Raw genomic sequence first — 19,504 nt, forward strand, 5'->3', positions numbered from 1 at the left:
CTGATATCCGCAGAGCTATTTATACCACAAATGCTATTGAGGCTATGCACCGTCAGATCAGAAAAGTGACCAAAACGAAAGGTGCATTTACTTCTGATCAGGCACTCTTGAAGTTGGTTTATCTCACGGTTAAGGAGATTTCAAAAAAATGGACCATGCCTATTCGAAATTGGGGATTGACAATGCAACAACTACATATTAAATTTGGGGATAGAATTAAGGCCTTCGGCAACTCCTTTTAGGGTTCGCACTCGAGGCTTTCAGCCTCTGAGCACGAACCCTAAAAGGAGTGATGTGACACAGTTCAGTTTACACTACCTTTTTCACTACAAAACGCAAATACTTCTTCAAGTTATACGCTAAACTTGACATCAGAATATGCTTATTGGCTTGAGACATACCTCGGCTGTTGACTCTTTTCAGGTTGAAAAAGTTAAGCAAAAGTTCGACTTTTTTCGTAAATTTGAGCCTTGTCGCTCGCTCGGAGTTTTCTGCTCGCCTTTTTGGCTGCTTACGTCCTAATCGAACGTATTTTCAGCTGTGCTACTTAATCACCTGCCGCGCAGCTTGCATCAGCGGACTGGCAAATACAAAATCATTCAACTCCTGAACATCTGACTTCAACATATCGGTATTCGATCCTTCCCAAAATTTTTCACCTTTATAGAGGAATAAAATATAATCACCAATTCCCATCACCGAGTTCATATCATGGGTAACCACTACCGTTGTACATTGATACTCCTCGGTGAGTTCTTGAATCAGCTCATCGATCAAGATAGATGTTGCTGGATCTAAACCAGAGTTTGGTTCATCACAAAACAGATATTTTGGATTCATACTAATTGCTCGAGCAATACCAACACGCTTCTTCATACCTCCCGAAAGCTCCGATGGATAAAGGTGATTTGTGTTTTTCAGGTTCACACGCTCCAAACATAAGTTTGCCCGATCCACCTTTTCCTCTTTGCTCATGCTGGTAAACATATCCAACCCAAAGACAATATTTTGTTCCACTGTCATAGAATCAAAGAGCGCAGAATTCTGAAACAACATCCCTATCTCTCGGCGTACAGGGATACGTTCTTCAAAACTCATCTGCGTAAACTCCTCTTTGTCAAAGTAAACCTGCCCTTTCTCCGGCTCATGCAACCCTACAATACACTTCAGAAGCGTACTTTTTCCCGAACCAGAACCACCGATAATCATACTGACCTTTCCTGGTTCAAAAGCCGCATCAATCCCCTTCAACACATGATTATCCCCAAAAGATTTATGTATATTTTGAATCTCAATCATAAATTTATTTTTTGAAATGCAGATCTGCAAATTTGCGCATCTACAAACCTAAAGCATTAGTGCGGTAATAACATAGTCACAAACCAATATCGAAATACAGCCGATGACTACGGCCTGCGTTCCGGCCTGCCCGACTTCCAAGGCTCCTCCACGTACATAAAACCCCTTATAGGCCGGCACAGAGGTAATAATAAACCCAAAAACAAATGCCTTTACCAAGGCTACTGCTACCGTGAAACCATTGAACCCACCTTGTATGCCCTGGATATAATCTGAAGGAGCAACCGCTCCCGATAAAGAACCACCAATCAAACCCCCACAGATCGCACAAAAAATAGCCACAATTACTAATGCAGGCATCATCACTACCCCAGCAATAATCTTAGGCAGGATAAGGTACCCCGGCGCATTAATCCCCATAATTTCCAAGGCATCGATCTGTTCGGTTACACGCATCGAACCTATCTGTGATGATATAGAAGAACCTACTTTCCCCATCAGCACCAATGCCGAAATCGTAGGCCCCAGTTCCAGAATGTTAGAGTCCCTATTAATCTGCCCGATAACCGTAGACGGTATCAGATCTGAAACCAACTGAAACGCAATTTGCAATGTCATTACGGCTCCGATGAACGTCGAAATAATCAGAATCAGCCCCAAAGAACCAACACCAATTTCATTCATCTCATGAAAAATCTCCTTGATGTATATTTTCCACTTCTCCGGTTTTTTGAAAACCTTCCGCAACAACATCACATACTTACCAAAATGATGGAATATCATACTATTTTACAAGCTTAAAACAAATTATAACGCAATATACACATTTACACCTAAGATTATTAATCCTCATTAAGTCATTTTGACTTTAGAAAACCTCATATCTTAGCGACAAGAAGAAAATTCACCGATACAAAACTTCCTTTCGCCGATAATATGAACAACATAACCTAAAAGTAGTTTGCCAAAAAATTAGTATCTTATACTTTTGACCTATATATTTACACAGGAAATCAAGTAACATGGAAAATAAAATCATCTCTGGAATATGGTTCGTCTGCATAGGTCTACTGCTGCTGTTGCACAATCTAGACGTAATCGATTTCAATTTATGGGCAATCGTGAAATACTGGCCACTTTCCGTTATCCTCGTTGGGGTCAACCTCATGGTACAGAACAGAGCCTACGGAGGATACATCAAAATAGCTTGTAACGTACTCTTTTTGGGTTGGATTGTTTTCGTAGGTCTCTCCTCTCCCAATACAGGATGGACTCCCAAAATATTTAACAACGGAAATATCTCTTTCTCCAACGACAAAGATAATAAAGACCTCCTTTCTACAGTCTCAGTACCTTACGAAGAAAACGTGCAAGAAGTAAAATTCGACTTTAACGGCGGTGCCGGAGCCTTTGAAATCGCACCGTCTGATGCAAAACTTCTTGAGGCAACGTGTGAAAGTGAAGACATGGGACTTCGCTTGGAGAGCAAAAACAAAGACGGCGAGCAAAAAATCGAACTTACAGCTAAACCCAAAGGGAAGAAGAATAACAAAGTCAACAGAAAAGTTGCGATGTCATTGCATACAGCTCCCGTTTGGGATATGGAATTAAACTATGGTGCTGCTAAGTTTTCTGGTGATTTATCCCCCTTTAAAATAAAGAAACTGGATATCAACACCGGAGCAAGCTCTATGGACTTGAAACTGGGAGAACCACAATTGGAAACCACAAAAATAAAGATTGCCACAGGTGCTTCAACCATTCACCTGCACATTCCGAAAGATGCTCCTGTACGGATAAAATATTCCACTATAGCCTCTTCCAACAACTTAGAAGGATTTGACAATATGCAAAAAGGGTTGGCAACCAGCAATAACTACGATAATGCGTCAAAAAGATTCGATATCGAATTAGATGGAGCGGCGAATACGTTTACCATTTCAAGGTATTAAGGATAATCCCTACCTTTGTGGGTGACAATGGATACGAAAAACGCAATCATATTAGCAGGCGGATACTGTAACTCCAAAACGGAGTACAGTCGGTTTTTGACAAGAGAAGTACAAATCGGAGATATACCGATGGGCGGACAGCAGCCCATACGTATCCAAAGCATGACCACCGTGGACACAATGGACACTTTTGGTTCTATTGAGCAAACAATCCGTATGGTGGATGCCGGTTGTGAATATGTCCGCATTACCGCCCCGAGTATCAAGGAAGCCGAGAATCTCGCACTTATCAAAAAAGGTTTACGAGACAGAGGTTACCATGTACCCTTGGTTGCCGATATCCACTTCACTCCTAACGCTGCTGAAGTTGCTGCACGAATTGTAGAGAAAGTCCGCATCAATCCCGGCAACTATGCCGACAAAAAGAAATTCGATCAAATCGACTATACGGATAGTGAATATCAAGGTGAATTAGACCGAATCTACAAGAAATTTGCGCCTTTGGTAGGTATATGTAAAGAGTACGGAACTGCGATGCGTATCGGTACCAACCATGGCTCTCTATCCGACCGCATCATGAGTCGATATGGAGATACACCGGAGGGCATGGTAGAATCTGCTTTAGAATTTATCCGTATCTGTGAAGACCTCAGCTATTATAACCTCGTAGTTTCCATGAAATCTTCCAACCCGCAGATTATGGTGAAGGCCTATCGCTTGTTGGTCGAAAGAATGGTTGCTGAGAACATGAACTATCCGCTGCACTTAGGCGTAACAGAAGCTGGTGATGGTGAAGATGGACGCATTAAATCTGCCGTTGGCATAGGCACCCTTCTCGAAGACGGATTAGGTGATACCGTTCGCGTATCCCTTACTGAAGAACCTGAAAAAGAAGCACCAGTAGCTATCGCCTTGGTTAATCGATATGCGCGCAGAAAGACCGCTATAGAAAACCATCCACCGCGTGAAATCCTAAAATTATCCGACTATGCGGAAACACAACCCTACGAAGCTCAGGAAGTAAATGCTTTTATAGGAGGTTCACTTGTTCCTCGCGTAGTGGTGGATATTTCCAATGAAAACTTAAAAGATCCATTTATTCTATCAGCTGTAGGCTATCGTTACGATGCGTTGAACGACAAATACCACATGGGGGATCAGTCTGTAGATTTTGTTTACTTAGGCAACAACCTCCCCTCTTTTCAGCTTCCGGGAAACCTTAAGGTGCTTTACAATTATGCGACTTGGCGCCAACTGGCAGAGAAGGGAAATAAACATCCAGTATATAGCCTATCGGAATACAATACCGCAGCTGAAAAAGACAAGGCATTAAATCTCGTTCATATCAGCAATGACGACCTTTCGTCAGAAGATTTCGCGAATATGCAAGTGGACAAGACCACGGTGTTCATTTTGGAAACACAGCACATACATGGTATGGCAGACCAACGGCAGTTTTTCCAAAACCTGCAAGCTATTGGCATCAACAACCCGGTAATTATTAAGCGGAGCTATGCCGTTGAAGAGTTTTCAGGGCCTTTAGGCGATATTATGAATCCCGAAGAACCCATATCCAAGCTACAATTATATGCAGCAACGGATATTGGAGCCCTTTTAATAGACGGACTTGGTTCAGGAATCTGGATTGAATCTCCGGCTACAGCTATCGACAAATTAACGTCCATTTCATTCGGTGTACTACAAGCTACGCGTTCACGTATTTCCAAGACAGAATACATTTCTTGCCCAAGCTGCGGACGTACCCTATTTGACTTGCAAGAAACAACACAGATGATACGCTTGCGTACAAGCCACCTCAAAGGCCTTAAAATCGGCATTATGGGCTGTATTGTGAATGGACCGGGAGAAATGGCAGATGCAGATTACGGCTATGTTGGTGCTGGTCCGGACAAAATCACCTTATATCGCGGAAAAGAAGTCGTGAAAAAGAATGTAAGTTCCGCCAATGCGCTTGATGAACTTATCGACATTATCAAAGCCGACGGGTTGTGGATAGAAGAGTAAGGGGGAAAGGAATTATCTTACCGAAATACGTTTTACGATAACTTCCGTACCAGAGGTGACACGGACAAAATAGAAACCTGCGGTCAGTTTTCCATTTGCATCGAAAGACAAACTTTGCAAACCGTCATCCAAACGACCGTTCATTAAGTTCAACACTTCATTCCCCAAAGCATCCATCACCTTAATCGCAACCGTATTTTGCTTATTAAGTTTGAAGTTAAGCGTAACTTGATCTGCAATCGGGTTATAGAAAACTTTGACATTCGAAATCAGCTTCTCGCTATCATCATTTGCACGTTCCGAAGAAACAGCATACAAAAATTCTGTTTTTGTCGGGATAAGAGATAAATCTACAGCAGAAAAATTAGCCGTAGCTTTCCCTGTAGTAAGCATCATTGCGCTTACTATCATTGTTAAAGCTACTTTTCCAATTATTCTTGTCATAGTTTATTTCAATAGACTAAAAAATAGATGTTTGGTTTAAATACACTTCTTTCAAAGCACCTATACAAATCTAATTTTTTTTATTGAAAAACCATGCACTGTTAAAAAAAAGTTTTCCTTTTAACAATTTTTAACAGCAATATACGTTGTATTGTTTTTTTTATCTACATTCGCTCCGTTTTTCTAATACCCGTGTTTCAAATAAATTATACAAAATGAAACCAACAAAGCATCACGATGCACATAAACTCAGCATGGCTGGTTTATTGATAAGCTTAGGCATTATTTTCGGTGATATTGGCACTTCTCCCCTCTATGTTTTCAAAGCTATATTCAATCAAGGTATTGTTGAGAAAGACCTTATCTTAGGCAGTCTTTCTTGCGTATTTTGGACATTAACGCTACAAACTACCATCAAATATGTATGGATTACGCTTAATGCAGACAATAAGGGAGAAGGAGGAATACTGTCACTCTATTCATTGGTCAAGAAAAGAGCAAAATGGTTAATCATTCCCGCTATTATTGGAGCAAGCACACTACTTGCAGATGGGATGATTACTCCCGCAATAACCATTTCGTCCGCCGTAGAGGGATTGCTGATTCACAACCCTTCCCTACCCACTGTCCCTATCGTAGTTAGTATCATATCTTTGCTTTTTCTTATACAACGATTCGGCACCTCTATTGTTGGTCGGGTATTCGGGCCATTGATGCTCATCTGGTTTTCGACAATCGGTATATTAGGCGCATTACATATTCATCACGCACCGGAGATAGTCTCTGCCCTTAACCCCTACTACGCTATACGTACCATTATCGAACATCCCAATGCGCTTGTGCTCATTGGGGCTATTTTCCTATGTACAACAGGGGCAGAAGCCTTGTATTCAGATATGGGGCATTGCGGAAAGCAGAATATCCGTATCAGTTGGATCTTTGTTAAGATAGCATTAATATTAAATTACTTCGGACAGGGAGCTTGGTTATTAGAACACGTTGGATCGCCTATTAGCGGACAAAATCCTTTCTATGGGATTATGCCTGCGGGTTTCCTGGTTTATGGCATTGCTATCGCGACCATTGCCGCCATTATCGCCAGTCAAGCAATGATATCCGGTTCTTTTACACTTATTTCGGAAGCCGTGCGCTTGAATATATGGCCCAAAGTAACAATTCGATACCCTAGTGACCAGAAAGGACAATTATATGTTCCATCCATTAATTTCATATTGTATGTCGGCTGTATGCTTATCATCGTCGTATTCAAGGAATCCAGTAATATGGAAGCTGCTTACGGCCTGGCTATCAACCTGACCTTTATTGCCACAACCATCCTGATGTGTTTCTTCTTGATCCGGGTACACATCCAAAAAGTCTGGGTCATCCTTTTCGCCTTAGTATATTTTATCATAGAGATTACATTCTTGATGGGCAATGGGGTGAAAATACAACATGGTGGTTGGTTAACCCTGCTATTGGCCAGTACCCTTTTTATCATCATGTTCTCATGGTATGGCGCTCGAAAAATCAAGAACAGTTTTGTCCGATTTACCAAAATCCAAGACTACTATTCGATCATATCTGAATTAAGCGAAGATAAAAGTGTACCGCTCTTTGCTTCACATCTGGTATATCTCACAAGCGCGAACAATAAAAGCGAGATTGAATATAAAATTATCTATTCTATTATTAACAAAAAACCTAAACGAGCAGATGTATATTGGCTTGTTCACGTCGATGTGATGGACAATCCCCACACGCGGGAATACACCGTCCAACAACTCATTCCTCAAAAACTAGTTCGTATTGATTTTAGATTAGGTTTCCGTGAAGAACAACGTATAAGTCTTCTATTCCGTAAAGTTGTAGAAGATATGGTAGCTAACGGTGAGATTGACATCACTAGTAATTATGACACATTAAAAAAACATCATATAGCCGGTGATTTTAATTTCGTAGTCTTGGAAAAAATAATTTCCAAAACCCATGATCTGCGTTGGTACCAGAAAATAATATTGGAAATCTACAAATTTCTTAAACGCTTTAGCTTATCAGAAGAAAAAGGGTTTGGGTTGGATAGCAGCTTCGTCACGGTAGAACGTGTGCCGTTGAACATACCCAACACCAAAGAAGTAAAACTCCACAGGATATAAGTGCCTAAGTAATCTTATGCACTTATATTCCCGGTGTTCAATTTGGAATGGCGATAACCGTATATAAAATAAATTACCAAACCAAGCACCAACCAGATCACAAAGATTATCCAGTTGCTGGCGCCAAGCTCAGTCATCAAATACAGGTTAACCAGAATACCCGTCACAGGTAACAGGGAGAAATTGTATTTATACCCCATCACGGCCAAGACAATCCACACGATCCAAAAGATAATGGTCAGCGATTTATGTTCAAGGATATAAAGCCAGCTCTCATTGCGCCACTCTTGTAGCGCATCTTGCCCATAAAGCCATAAAAGAACCAAAGCGATAACCAAACCTAAACCTATCAGGTATTTACCATTTACATACGGCACTTTAAACTTAGATTTCTTAGAGAGACCAGAATGATCCATATAAAGAACCCCGCCACAAACAAGGATAAAGGCGAAAAACGTACCTACAGAGGTCAAATCGACAAAGAAATCCATTTTGAAGAACAAAGAAGGAATAGCAACTACAAATCCTGTCACAATAGTAGCATACGAAGGCGTTTTATATTTAGGGTGTATACGCGCAAATTTCTTCCATAGCAAGCCATCACGGCTCATCGTCATCCAGATACGTGGCTGTGCCAATTGAAAAACAAGTAACGCACTCGTAATCGCAATGACAGAAGTTACCGAAATAATACCAGCCATATGGTCAAAACCAACGTATTCAAACACATAAGCCAACGGATCCTTGACGTTCAAATCTGAATAATGAACCATCCCTGTCAATACCAATGTAATCAATACATACAACACTGCACAAATAACCAAACAGTAAATCATCGCTCGAGGCAAGTCCCGTTGAGGATTTTTACATTCCTCGGCTGTAGTCGAGATAGAGTCAAAACCAATAAAAGCAAAGAACACGGCTGCTATTCCACTTAACACGCCTCCCATTCCATTTGGCGCAAATGGTGTCCAGTTCTCTGGCTTGATGAAAAAAATGCCCCCTAAAATCACCGCTACAATAACACCTATCTTAATAAGCACCATAAGATTGCTTGCCTTTTGGGATTCCTTGATACCAATATACACCAACCAAGTCACCAACACTGTAATCAGTCCGGCTGGTAAATCAAAAATAATCGGAATATCACCGATTCTCGGCGCAGTCTGATAAGCTTGCAGAGCAACCTTTTCGATACCTTGCAAGTTTTCCACTCCAACCTCCAACATTTTAGCCTGAGCATCGAGCGCATATCCCGGAGCCATAGTCAGCCATTTAGGTATGTGGAGACCAAAACCAGAACACATCGACACAAAATATTGAGACCATGAAATAGCGACTACCATATTCGATACCGCATATTCCAATACCAGTGCCCAACCTATGATCCACGCAAAAAGTTCGCCAAAAGCCACATAAGCGTAGGTGTAAGCACTCCCCGATACAGGTACAGTACTGGCAAACTGTGCATAGGACAAAGCAGTGAATACACAGGCAAAAGCAACAAACACAAAAAGCAAAGAAACCGCCGGACCACCGTTATAAGCCGCTAAGCCTATCGTACTGAAAATACCTGCCCCAACGATAGCCGCAATGCCCAACGAAACCAAATCCCGCACACCCAGAACTTTCGCTAACCCTGTCCCCTCTTGCGAATCGCGTAAAATCTGGTCAACACTCTTCTTCCTGAAAAGTCTATTATTCATATTATTCTAAAGTTATCGAAGCGAACGAAGTTATGGAGGTAATGAAAGCTATGTCCTTCATCACGATCTTCACTACCATAACCCTTATCACTTTTTTATATTTTATATTCGTGTTAGTAGTATACAAAGCATTTAAGAGCACAAAACTGCCAATAAAAAATAAGAAATCAAGTCAGGTTGTCCTGAATATCATAAAATATTTTCCTAAAACCTCCCAATTCCTTATCCCTGTAGCGAGTTAAACAATCAGTTAGTTTCTCGTAATCCCCATCTTCTATCGAAAAAGTCCACACCCGTTTGCAGATATTGAACAGTGCATAGGCAATATTCTCGATCTGTGCATAATCCAGAATGTAACGCGACGCTATAAATTTCTCATAAAACTCCAGAAACTCCGTGGCATCTATTCCCAATACACTGAGATATTGTCTAATTTGACTCGCTTTAACCTGTCCAAGATGCTCATACAATCGAACAGGATTTACCAAGGAATGTACAATTAACAGATGATCCAGCAACAATTCGACAGCGATGTGCGCCATAAATGAAGCACGAATAGGAAGGTGCGTTAAAATAGGTTCTAACTCCTTACGTAAAACATGACAGTGATCCAGAAAAAAAGGTGCATTATGAAATAACCTATCGACTTCTACATGTCTATACCAGCCCTCTGATATATGCCGCGTGGAAGGATGAGCAAATAAGATCTCTTCGTGACATTGTGGGTGAAAATTATATTCTTTATGCACATTCTTTAACAAATCAGGCAATAAGGCGCCCAAAATACGCTCCGAGTGCGGAGAATAACGTTCAAAATAATAGTGTGATAAAAAATTCACGTCCCAAACTTCTTGTTTATTTATCGTAAGATACGGCTTAATCTCTTATCTTTGCAATCTTAGTTAAAAAAATCTTAACCATATAAAAAGATGAGCTTTGTAGAAGAACTACGTTGGAGAGGTATGCTGCAGGATATCATGCCCGGAACTGAAGACTTACTGAATAAGGAAAAAGTATCCGGCTATATCGGCTTCGACCCAACAGGAGATTCCCTACACGTAGGGCACCTTACGCAAATCATGACGCTTATTCACTTTCAAAACGCAGGGCACAAACCCGTTGCTTTAGTTGGTGGTGCGACAGGTATGATTGGCGACCCTTCCTTCAAATCTGCCGAGCGTAATTTGTTGGATGAAGCCACATTACAACATAATGTGGACTGTTTGAAGAAGCAGTTGGCCAAGTTTCTCAACTTCGGCGAGGGAGAGAATGATGCCAAGATGGTCAACAATTATGATTGGTTCAAGGACTTCAGTTTCTTGGACTTTATCCGTGATGTAGGGAAGTTGATTACGGTCAACTATATGATGGCCAAGGACTCCGTAAAGAAACGTTTGGAAGGGGAGAATGGATTGTCGTTCACCGAGTTTACGTACCAGCTAATCCAAGGTTATGATTTCTACTATCTTTGGAAGCATCACAACTGCAAAATACAGATGGGCGGTTCTGATCAATGGGGCAATATTGTAACAGGAAGTGAAATGATACGCCGCCAGGATCAGGGCACAGCTTATGCCTTGACAACACAGCTTATCAAAAAAGCTGATGGACAGAAATTCGGAAAAACCGAATCCGGTGCGGTATGGCTGGACCCGAAAAAGACTTCACCATACAAATATTACCAATTCTGGTTGAACGCAAATGATGATGATGCAAAAAACTGGATTAACATCTTTACGCTCAAAACAAAAGAAGAAATCGAAGCTATTATTGCCGAACATGATGCTGCACCGCATACACGTGCCGTACAAAAGGCATTAGCAAAAGACATCACTATCCGCACACATTCTGAAAAAGATTACGAGACGGCCGTCAAAACATCGGAATTCCTTTTCGGAAATGGTTCGTTAGCGTTTTTGGCAGACCTAGATCACGAAGGTGTCTTGGAAGTTTTCGATGGTGTCCCACAATTCACTATCAAAAAGGAAGACCTCGCACAAGGTATCAATGTACTGGATTTCTTAGCCACGCATACACAAGTATTCCCCTCTAAAGGCGAGGCCCGTAAAATGCTACAAGGCGGAGGCGTATCCATCAATAAAGAAAAGTTGGGCGATGTTGAGCAAATCGTTGACAACACACAGCTGATAAACGAAAAATATATTGTTGTCCAACGTGGCAAGAAAAACTATTTTTTAGTTATTGTGGAATAATTTTAGAAGTTGTTTCAAAAGTCATTTGAAACCTAAGAAAACGCGTCATTGCGAGGAAGAATGACGAAGCAATCTACGTTTTCGACATCACCAGATTGCTTCGTTCCTCGCAATGACGGTGATGTTTGTTTCTTAATCGCAGTCTTTTCGTAGCTTTCCAACCCCTCTCTTTTTGCCTGCGAATTTCACCATTCACACATCCCAATCTACCCTATCGCTTCAACATTTTTTTTGCTACCTTTGTAAGAAGGAGTAGTATCTAATTTTCATGTCAAATAAAGGAAATACATTTAAAAATTCATCGGGGAGCAACAGTGTGCGGAAACCGCAACGTCCTGCTGGAAATGTCACATATAGCGCCAAATCGCGCCTAAAATCTTTTGATAGCATCAACTTTTCGGAAGGACAACGCAAAGCCCTCAAAATTTTGGGTATTTTCCTACTGTTCGTTTCTTTCATCTTTGCAGTATCTTTCATTTCCTATCTTTTCACATGGAAACAGGATCAAAGCTATATTGCACAGACCAATGGCGGTTGGTCTACCCTGTTCAAATCTGCACAAGAAATAGCCGATGAACATGCCGAATTACCCATCGTCGAAAACAAATTGGGAAAATTAGGTGCTTTGCTCGCCAATCAGTTTATTTATGAATGGTTTGGGATTGCTTCGTTCCTTTTTGTGCTTGTCTTGTTTGTCTTAGGCTATAAATTTCTATACAAAAAATCCATCTTTCCAGTTTGGAAGACGTTGATGTACTCTATTACAGCTATCGTATTTTTATCCGTTACCTTTGGTTTCTTACAAGATTTCCTTACCGATTCCCCCCACATTCTGGAAGGGAAATTCGGTTACTGGACGAATCAGCTTCTAAAAGCACAGATAGGTACTGTCGGTGTGGCAGCTTTATTGATATTTGCTTATTTAACCGTTTTGATATTGATCTACAACTTGGACTTAAAACTTTCTTGGACAAGTAAAAAACAAATCAACGAAGAGGAATTAGAGCATGATGAGGAAGATAATTACGAGTCTTTCTCCGCGGGAAAGCATACGGCAAATAATGTCAGGAATACTTTACCAGAAGAAAAAGAAGAACCAAGCATTCCGCAACACAATACAATAAAGGATACACCTATTACCACAGTAGAGGAAACCATCGACGAAGAGGAAGACGAAGAAGGTGATACCAACTTTACTTTTTCCGCCACCGAACTCCATGTAGAAAACCAGATTCCTTTATCAGTTGATACATCTGCCACAGAGACCATTCCGGTGCAAATCGAACCAGAAATCCACGAGCCCCAGCTCAGCGTAGAAGAGATCAAGGAAGAGAAAGCTATATCTGCAAACGATCTTGTTGCCCAATTTGGCGAATACGACCCCAAGCTGGACCTTTCAGGCTACCAATATCCACCACTTGAGCTCTTGAAAGATTATGGTTCCGGGAAGATACAAGTCAATCCGCAGGAACTCGAGGCCAACAAGAATCAAATTGTCGAAACATTACGCAATTTCAGCATCGAAATCGACCAGATTAAAGCCACCATCGGTCCTACGATTACCCTATACGAGATTATTCCCAAACCGGGAACGCGTATATCGAAAATTAAAAATCTCGAAGACGACATCGCATTAAGTCTTGCTGCTTTGGGTATCCGCATCATTGCACCGATACCCGGACGAGGAACTATTGGTATCGAAGTACCGAATACCAATAAGGAAATCGTACCCATGAAATCTGTACTGGCTACCGAAAAGTTCCAAAAAACAGATATGGATCTGCCAATTGCTTTGGGCAAGACCATCTCCAACGAGGTATACATTGCCGACCTAGCAAAGATGCCACACTTATTAATGGCAGGTGCGACAGGACAAGGTAAATCAGTCGGTATAAACGCGATATTAACTTCGCTTCTTTACAAAAAACACCCTGCAGAATTAAAATTTGTCTTGGTCGACCCGAAGAAAGTGGAGTTGTCTCTACTCAATATCATTGAGCGACATTTTCTGGCAAAATTACCAGGAGAAGAAGAAGCAGTCATCACAGACACCAAGAAAGTAATCAATACGTTGAATTCGTTGTGTATTGAGATGGATCAGCGCTATGACCTTTTGAAAAATGCACAAGTACGTAATTTAAAAGAATACAATACAAAATTTGTCAACCGCAGATTAAACCCTGAGGAGGGTCATCGATTCTTACCTTTTATAGTTCTGGTAGTTGATGAGTTTGCGGATTTGATGATAACAGCAGGTAAGGAAGTAGAAACACCGATAGCCCGCCTGGCACAGTTGGCCCGTGCCATTGGTATACACTTGATTATCGCGACACAGCGACCATCAGTGAATATCATTACAGGTACAATCAAGGCCAACTTCCCGGCACGTATAGCCTTCCGCGTATCATCCAAGATCGACTCACGTACGATTTTGGATACAGGCGGAGCTGACCAGTTGATTGGTAAAGGCGATATGCTTTTATCTTCTGGCAATGACTTGGTCCGCATACAGTGTGCATTTGTAGACACACCAGAGGTTGAAGCTATTGCTCAGTTTATCGGCGGCCAAAGAGGTTATGCATCAGCACTCCTTCTGCCTGAATACGTAGGCGAAGGAGAAGAAGGTGGTGGTATAGCCGATTTCGACCTTTCGGACAGAGATGCTCTCTTTGAAGAGGCAGCCCGACTGATTGTTATGCATCAGCAAGGTTCTACCTCCCTCATCCAACGTAAGCTGAAATTAGGCTACAACAGAGCTGGGCGAATCATCGATCAATTGGAAGCCGCAGGTATTGTGGGACCATTTGAAGGCAGTAAAGCCCGTGAAGTGCTTTACCCCGATGAATATTCGTTGGAACAGTATTTGGAAACATTAAGAAATTCGTAAGATGAAAGGTATTTTAATGGCATTTATGGTCTTGTTCAGTGTTGCAGTAGTTGTAGCACAGACAGACCCGCATGCAAAAAAACTATTGGACGAGGTATCTAAAAAATACGATGCCTATAGAACCATTCAATCCGACTTTACATTTGCCGCACAGCAGGTTCAAGGTGAATCCTACTCAGATAAGGGTACACTCTATTTGAACAAACCCAGAAACCAGTACCGCATCAACCTGTCTGCACAGGAGCTTATAGGCGATGGCAAGGCGACCTGGTCAATCCTCAAAGAAGACAAAGAGGTGCAAGTAAACGAAGCGGATAACAGTACCGATGCTATTGGTCCTAACAACCTGTTCACCTTCTACAAAGAAGGCTTCAAATATGTCAGCATGGATGACGAACGCCTAGGGCAGGAAACACTGAACGTTATCGAATTAAGTCCAATAGACACCCGTAAGAATTATTTTAAAATAAAGCTGCGCGTAAACAAAAACAAACACATCCACGATGTGCTGATTTTTGACAAATCCGGCGCACGCTACACGTATACGATTAAAGCACTCTACGTCAATCACCAAATTCCGGACACATATTTTGCTTTTAACAAAAGCAATTATACGGGTTATGAGGTTGTGGATTTGAGATAGGTGTTAATTTTGTATATTAATTAATATTAACATATTGAATCCGAAGACAGTAGATTTATTAAAAAAATCTGGCTGATTTAAAATTAATCTCTTTAGAAGAGCAATCGAAGAGAGAGTTCGTTAAAGTATTGGCCAAGTTACGCACCAAAGCAGAGTCTGCTCCCGACTTAGATGAAATCACAAAAGAGGTAGAAAAGGTCAGGACAAAGCGGTATGGCAAATAGTCCTACTAAGATTATCATTGACACAAATCTCTGAATTAGTAATCAAATAAAAAAGAATAGATATTTTCATATTCTCCTCATTATGAAAGCCCCAAACCTATAAGGTTTTTTGTATTATCGGCGGGCATTACCGTATAGCTTCTACTTAGATAAAAGCTAAACCTTATAGGTATTTTGTTTTTATAAGCTACATGGATAAGTTATATTTGTCTAATAAGGCTTGATTAAAGCATATTTTATAAATCAACTCAGAAATCATGGCAAAAATCACGTTGAAAAGCTTAGCCCAGGCACTGAACATGTCGGTGTCCACCGTATCCAAGGCACTGAACGACAGCCATGAAATAAGCGAGGAAACCAAGAAACGCGTGCGTGAATATGCGCAGCAACACAATTACCAGCCCAATATCATTGCGCAAATTCTCAAAACAGGTAAGACGAATACCATTGGAGTCATCCTGCCTAAGATGAGCAGCCCTTTTGAGTCCCAGATGCTTGAAGGTATACAAAACACTGCATCGGTCAATAACTTTCGGGTGGTCATTATGAATAGCATGGAAAACGAGGCCGTTGAGAGAACTTCCATTACCGAGATGATTGCCAAAGGCATTGACGGACTATTACTCTGCCCTATTCATGAACAATCGAATACAGCTATAGTTCAAGAAATTGCCAAACACACACCTTTGGTGATTTTCGATCGGACAAACTATCCCGTTGAAACACATAAGGTTGGTGTTTTAAATAGCGAGGGAACGTATGATGCATGTAAACACCTTTTTGAAATTGGCAGAAAAGATATTGCTGTTCTCTGTGGCGTCCATCAAGGGATCACTGCAGATCGATTGGCTGGGTATATAAAAGCTCACGAAGATTTCCAGATTCCTATAAGGAAAGAATTTATTATCTACCTAACTGTAAAAAATATAGCAGAACTGCACGAAGGACTAAGTGAAAACGTTCAAAAGCTCTTGGCACTCCCTCATCCACCCAATGCGATTTTGGGAACTTCAGACACTATAACGACGCATTTATTAGGCGTATTAGCCAATATGGGCATCCCTGTACCAGAGCAATTGGCGGTATTGGGATTTGCCAATACAGATTTGGCGATGTCCTTAAACCCTTCCCTTACAACGATTCGCCAACCAGCAACAGAAATCGGTGAGATTGCCGTAAAAAAACTCGTAGAGATTATCAATAAAAAGAACAGAAGCCAAATTGAATGGGAAAACGTAAAGCTTCCCACTACAATCCGGCTTCGGAAATCAACCGAGGTTGACTAAAAGACTTCCGAAGTTTTAGAAACTTCGGAAGTCTCCTCACTTCTATCCTCTTCTTAAAGCTTGATTAATTTCATTTTCGGCACCAAAGATTTCATGATAGTCCAAGCCAACAAATAAGCTACGGCACAAATCGTGAACATAATGGTATAGCCAGTTTCAATACTCCCCAAAGCTTTATAATGATCAAAAAGACCGCCACCTAACTTAGTAATTAGGGCTCCGCCCAAGCCACCTGCCATACCTCCAATCCCAACTACCGAACCAATTGCCCTTTTAGGGAACATATCCGAGACCGTAGTAAAGATATTGGCACTCCAGGCTTGATGTGCCGATGCGCCTATACCAATGAGAATTACTGGAACCCAAAAGCTATAATGCCCTAACGGTTGAGCCAATAATACGACCAAAGGAATAGATGCAATAACCAACATTGCTTTCATACGTCCGTCATAAGGCGCATAGCCTTTATCAATAAAATATTTCGGAAACCATCCACCTCCGATACTGCCAATCATCGTCATACTGTACAGTACCGCCAACGGAAGCATAATCTGTTCATTCATCATACCGTATTGGTCTTTGAGGTATGCAGGCAACCAAAACAAGAAAAACCACCATACGCCATCTGTCATAAACTTGCCAATCGTAAACGCCCAGGTTTGCTTATAACCCAACAATTTAAACCAGGATACCTTTTCTGTCGGAGTATCGGTGACAGCCTCTTCCTCCTGATCGCTATTGATATATGCCAACTCTTCCTGTGAAAGTCGTTTTTGCTTCTCTGGCGACTCATAAAAAAACAACCAAAAGAATAACCAAAGGAAACCAACTCCACCAACAATTTCAAAGGCGGCCGGCCAGCCCCAATTTGTCGCAATCCATGGCACAGTCAAAGGCGCCAATATCGCCCCTACATTAGCCCCTGAGTTGAAAATACCAGTAGCAAAAGATCGTTCTTTCTTCGGGAAATATTCTGCCGTAGCTTTGATCGCCGCAGGAAAGTTTCCAGCCTCTCCAATCGCCAATATAGCTCGGGAAAACATAAAACCAATAATAGACGCTGGTACGGCTGCTATTCCAATCCAACCAATCGTGGCAATAATCGTTTCGCCAATAGCGATAGAATAAGCGTGAATAATCGCACCAATCGACCATAATATAATCGCCCATCCATACCCCCATTTCGTACCTAACTTATCAACTATCCGACCAGCAAACAGCATTGACACGGCATAGACAATCTGAAATACAGCAGCAATATCTGCATAATCACTATTCGACCAACCAAATTGTTCTTCTAAGTTTGGTTTTAACAAGCTTAGCACCTGTCGGTCTAAGTAGTTGATGGTGGTAGCGAAAAAGAGCAGGGCACATATTGTCCACCTGTAGTTTCCGATGTTCTCTTTTATCATAATCTTGTGTGTTTATAATTTGGAAAGTTCAATGAATCTACAATTTCGGCAAATCCATCCGCTTACCTTATTCTTGATTTCGTACAATTCCCAATTCCAGTCCCCGCAATTCTGCCAGACCTCTTAAACGGCCAATGGCGGAATATCCCGGATTGGTTTTCTTGTGCAAGTCGTCCAGCATCTGGTGTCCATGATCCGGGCGAAAAGGAATACTTTTATCCCGCAGTTGATTCTCTTCCACCAAGGCTTTCATTACAGCATACATATCCACATCCCCATCCAAATGGTCTGCTTCGTAAAAACTTCCGATCTCATCCCTTTTGACGTTGCGCAGATGGACAAAGTGAACGCGATGTGCCAATGCTCGAAACATTTTCGGCAAATCATTTTGGGCTCCGGCTCCCAATGAACCAGTACAAAAACATATTCCATTGAAATCCTTATCCACGCAATCGATGATTCTCTGGAAATCGGTCAAATTACTTGCGATGCGTGGTAAGCCCAAAATCGGAAAAGGCGGATCATCCGGATGCATCGTCATTTTAATACCTTCACGCTCGCAGACATCCGAAATAGCGAACAGAAAGTAAGCAAGGTTATCGCGCAAACCATCGAACCCAATTTCGCCATAGATAGCAATGCTCCTGCGTAAGTCCTCCAATGAAGCATCCTTCTCCCCAGGAATGCCCATCAATACATTAGTTTGAATACCCTGCAAATCATCTTCCGAAAGCGTTGCAACATTCGCTTCTGCTTTAGAAAGGATAGCTGGAGAATAAGAACTCGCCGCATCCGGGCGTTGCAAAATATAGATGTCAAAAATGGCCAGATCTACCCAATCAAAATACAGCGCTTTGGATCCATCTTTCATTACCAAATCCAATTGCGTACGCGTCCAGTCCAATACCGGCATAAAGTTGTAGCAAACGGTTTTGATACCACAATCAGCAAGATTCTGTAAAGTTTGACAATAGTTTTCCAGATAATGTTCAGCCTCAACAGAGCGGGTCTTAATGGCTTCGTGTACTGTTACACTTTCCACAACAGACCATACCAAATCCGCATCCTCTATGATTTTCTTCCGTTGCAATATCTCTGCTTTAGGCCAAACTTCGCCATGCGGAATATGATGTAACGCTGTTACTATTCCCGTAGCTCCAGCTTGCTTCACATCCTGTAAAGTAACCGGATCTTCAGGACCATACCAGCGCCAAGTCTGTTCTAATTTCTTTTTATTCATACTTTAAATCTAATAGC

The 19,504-nt window shown here is 41.5% G+C and carries 15 protein-coding genes; 8 read left to right on the forward strand and 7 right to left on the reverse strand.

Features of this window, described 5'->3' with window-relative positions; all coding sequences use genetic code 11:
* A partial coding sequence (locus BM375_RS10225) for a transposase (protein WP_139227559.1) occupies nt 1-242 on the forward strand: 242 nt, incomplete at its 5' end.
* Between the two features lie 301 nt (nt 243-543).
* Here BM375_RS10225 and BM375_RS10230 read toward each other — a convergent pair.
* Together BM375_RS10230 and BM375_RS10235 are read right to left on the reverse strand one after the other, a co-directional pair.
* Complete coding sequence (locus BM375_RS10230; RefSeq protein WP_093365804.1) at nt 544-1,299, reverse strand: ABC transporter ATP-binding protein; 756 nt, start codon at nt 1,297-1,299, stop codon at nt 544-546.
* Nucleotides 1,300-1,347: 48 nt separating this feature from the next.
* Nucleotides 1,348-2,082, reverse strand: coding sequence for an MlaE family ABC transporter permease (locus tag BM375_RS10235; RefSeq protein ID WP_093365805.1), 735 nt, complete (start codon nt 2,080-2,082; stop codon nt 1,348-1,350).
* A 239-nt stretch (nt 2,083-2,321) separates the two neighbouring features.
* On the opposite strand from BM375_RS10235, the gene BM375_RS10240 reads away from it, so the two are divergent.
* The gene (locus tag BM375_RS10240; protein WP_093365807.1) at nt 2,322-3,251 is read left to right on the forward strand and encodes a LiaI-LiaF-like domain-containing protein; all 930 of its coding nucleotides are present in this window, start codon (nt 2,322-2,324) and stop codon (nt 3,249-3,251) included.
* Between the two features lie 27 nt (nt 3,252-3,278).
* Nucleotides 3,279-5,276: a (E)-4-hydroxy-3-methylbut-2-enyl-diphosphate synthase gene (gene ispG / locus BM375_RS10245; RefSeq protein WP_093365808.1), complete on the forward strand. Its 1,998-nt coding sequence runs from the start codon at nt 3,279-3,281 to the stop codon at nt 5,274-5,276.
* Between the two features lie 12 nt (nt 5,277-5,288).
* Here the strand turns inward: ispG and BM375_RS10250 are convergent, their stop codons facing one another.
* Nucleotides 5,289-5,720, reverse strand: a complete 432-nt coding sequence (locus tag BM375_RS10250) for a T9SS type A sorting domain-containing protein (protein WP_093365810.1) — start codon at nt 5,718-5,720, stop codon at nt 5,289-5,291.
* Between the two features lie 215 nt (nt 5,721-5,935).
* Between BM375_RS10250 and BM375_RS10255 the strand changes: the two genes are divergently transcribed.
* Entirely contained in the window at nt 5,936-7,876 is a 1,941-nt protein-coding gene (locus BM375_RS10255) for a KUP/HAK/KT family potassium transporter (RefSeq protein WP_093365811.1), read from the forward strand.
* 14 nt (nt 7,877-7,890) lie between these two features.
* On the opposite strand, the gene BM375_RS10260 is transcribed toward BM375_RS10255, so the two are convergent.
* Nucleotides 7,891-9,582, reverse strand: a complete 1,692-nt coding sequence (locus BM375_RS10260; RefSeq protein ID WP_093365813.1) for an amino acid permease — start codon at nt 9,580-9,582, stop codon at nt 7,891-7,893.
* Nucleotides 9,583-9,749: 167 nt separating this feature from the next.
* Nucleotides 9,750-10,421, reverse strand: coding sequence for an ACP phosphodiesterase (locus BM375_RS10265; protein ID WP_093365814.1), 672 nt, complete (start codon nt 10,419-10,421; stop codon nt 9,750-9,752).
* Nucleotides 10,422-10,511: 90 nt separating this feature from the next.
* Here BM375_RS10265 and tyrS point away from each other — a divergent pair, with 90 nt between their 5' ends.
* The 4 genes from tyrS (at nt 10,512) to BM375_RS10285 (ending at nt 16,835) form a co-directional block, all read left to right on the forward strand.
* Nucleotides 10,512-11,795 carry a tyrosine--tRNA ligase gene (gene tyrS / locus BM375_RS10270; protein ID WP_093365816.1) on the forward strand — a complete coding sequence of 428 codons (1,284 nt, stop codon included), beginning with the start codon at nt 10,512-10,514 and terminating at the stop codon, nt 11,793-11,795.
* Between the two features lie 268 nt (nt 11,796-12,063).
* Complete coding sequence (locus tag BM375_RS10275; protein WP_093365817.1) at nt 12,064-14,682, forward strand: FtsK/SpoIIIE family DNA translocase; 2,619 nt, start codon at nt 12,064-12,066, stop codon at nt 14,680-14,682.
* Between the two features lies 1 nt (nt 14,683).
* Nucleotides 14,684-15,325, forward strand: coding sequence for an outer membrane lipoprotein periplasmic chaperone LolA1 (locus BM375_RS10280; protein ID WP_093365819.1), 642 nt, complete (start codon nt 14,684-14,686; stop codon nt 15,323-15,325).
* Nucleotides 15,326-15,806: 481 nt separating this feature from the next.
* On the forward strand, nt 15,807-16,835 hold the full coding sequence (locus tag BM375_RS10285) for a LacI family DNA-binding transcriptional regulator (RefSeq protein WP_093365820.1): 1,029 nt from the start codon (nt 15,807-15,809) through the stop codon (nt 16,833-16,835).
* Nucleotides 16,836-16,888: 53 nt separating this feature from the next.
* Here the strand turns inward: BM375_RS10285 and BM375_RS10290 are convergent, their stop codons facing one another.
* Together BM375_RS10290 and uxuA are read right to left on the reverse strand one after the other, a co-directional pair.
* Nucleotides 16,889-18,247, reverse strand: a complete 1,359-nt coding sequence (locus tag BM375_RS10290; protein ID WP_093365822.1) for an MFS transporter — start codon at nt 18,245-18,247, stop codon at nt 16,889-16,891.
* Between the two features lie 67 nt (nt 18,248-18,314).
* Nucleotides 18,315-19,487, reverse strand: a complete 1,173-nt coding sequence (uxuA, locus tag BM375_RS10295) for a mannonate dehydratase (RefSeq protein ID WP_093365823.1) — start codon at nt 19,485-19,487, stop codon at nt 18,315-18,317.
* Nucleotides 19,488-19,504: the final 17 nt, after the last annotated feature.

This window comes from Sphingobacterium wenxiniae, assembly GCF_900116225.1.
GTDB lineage: Bacteria > Bacteroidota > Bacteroidia > Sphingobacteriales > Sphingobacteriaceae > Sphingobacterium > Sphingobacterium wenxiniae.

Bases quoted from the DNA above. Each gene is read 5' to 3' on its own strand.
- BM375_RS10230 (WP_093365804.1), bottom strand. From the start codon at position 1,299: ATGATTGAGATTCAAAATATACATAAATCTTTTGGGGATAATCATGTG.
- BM375_RS10235 (WP_093365805.1), bottom strand. From the start codon at position 2,082: ATGATATTCCATCATTTTGGTAAGTATGTGATGTTGTTGCGGAAGGTT.
- BM375_RS10240 (WP_093365807.1), top strand. From the start codon at position 2,322: ATGGAAAATAAAATCATCTCTGGAATATGGTTCGTCTGCATAGGTCTA.
- ispG (WP_093365808.1), top strand. From the start codon at position 3,279: ATGGATACGAAAAACGCAATCATATTAGCAGGCGGATACTGTAACTCC.
- BM375_RS10250 (WP_093365810.1), bottom strand. From the start codon at position 5,720: ATGACAAGAATAATTGGAAAAGTAGCTTTAACAATGATAGTAAGCGCA.
- BM375_RS10255 (WP_093365811.1), top strand. From the start codon at position 5,936: ATGAAACCAACAAAGCATCACGATGCACATAAACTCAGCATGGCTGGT.
- BM375_RS10260 (WP_093365813.1), bottom strand. From the start codon at position 9,582: ATGAATAATAGACTTTTCAGGAAGAAGAGTGTTGACCAGATTTTACGC.
- tyrS (WP_093365816.1), top strand. From the start codon at position 10,512: ATGAGCTTTGTAGAAGAACTACGTTGGAGAGGTATGCTGCAGGATATC.
- BM375_RS10275 (WP_093365817.1), top strand. From the start codon at position 12,064: ATGTCAAATAAAGGAAATACATTTAAAAATTCATCGGGGAGCAACAGT.
- BM375_RS10280 (WP_093365819.1), top strand. From the start codon at position 14,684: ATGAAAGGTATTTTAATGGCATTTATGGTCTTGTTCAGTGTTGCAGTA.
- BM375_RS10285 (WP_093365820.1), top strand. From the start codon at position 15,807: ATGGCAAAAATCACGTTGAAAAGCTTAGCCCAGGCACTGAACATGTCG.
- BM375_RS10290 (WP_093365822.1), bottom strand. From the start codon at position 18,247: ATGATAAAAGAGAACATCGGAAACTACAGGTGGACAATATGTGCCCTG.
- uxuA (WP_093365823.1), bottom strand. From the start codon at position 19,487: ATGAATAAAAAGAAATTAGAACAGACTTGGCGCTGGTATGGTCCTGAA.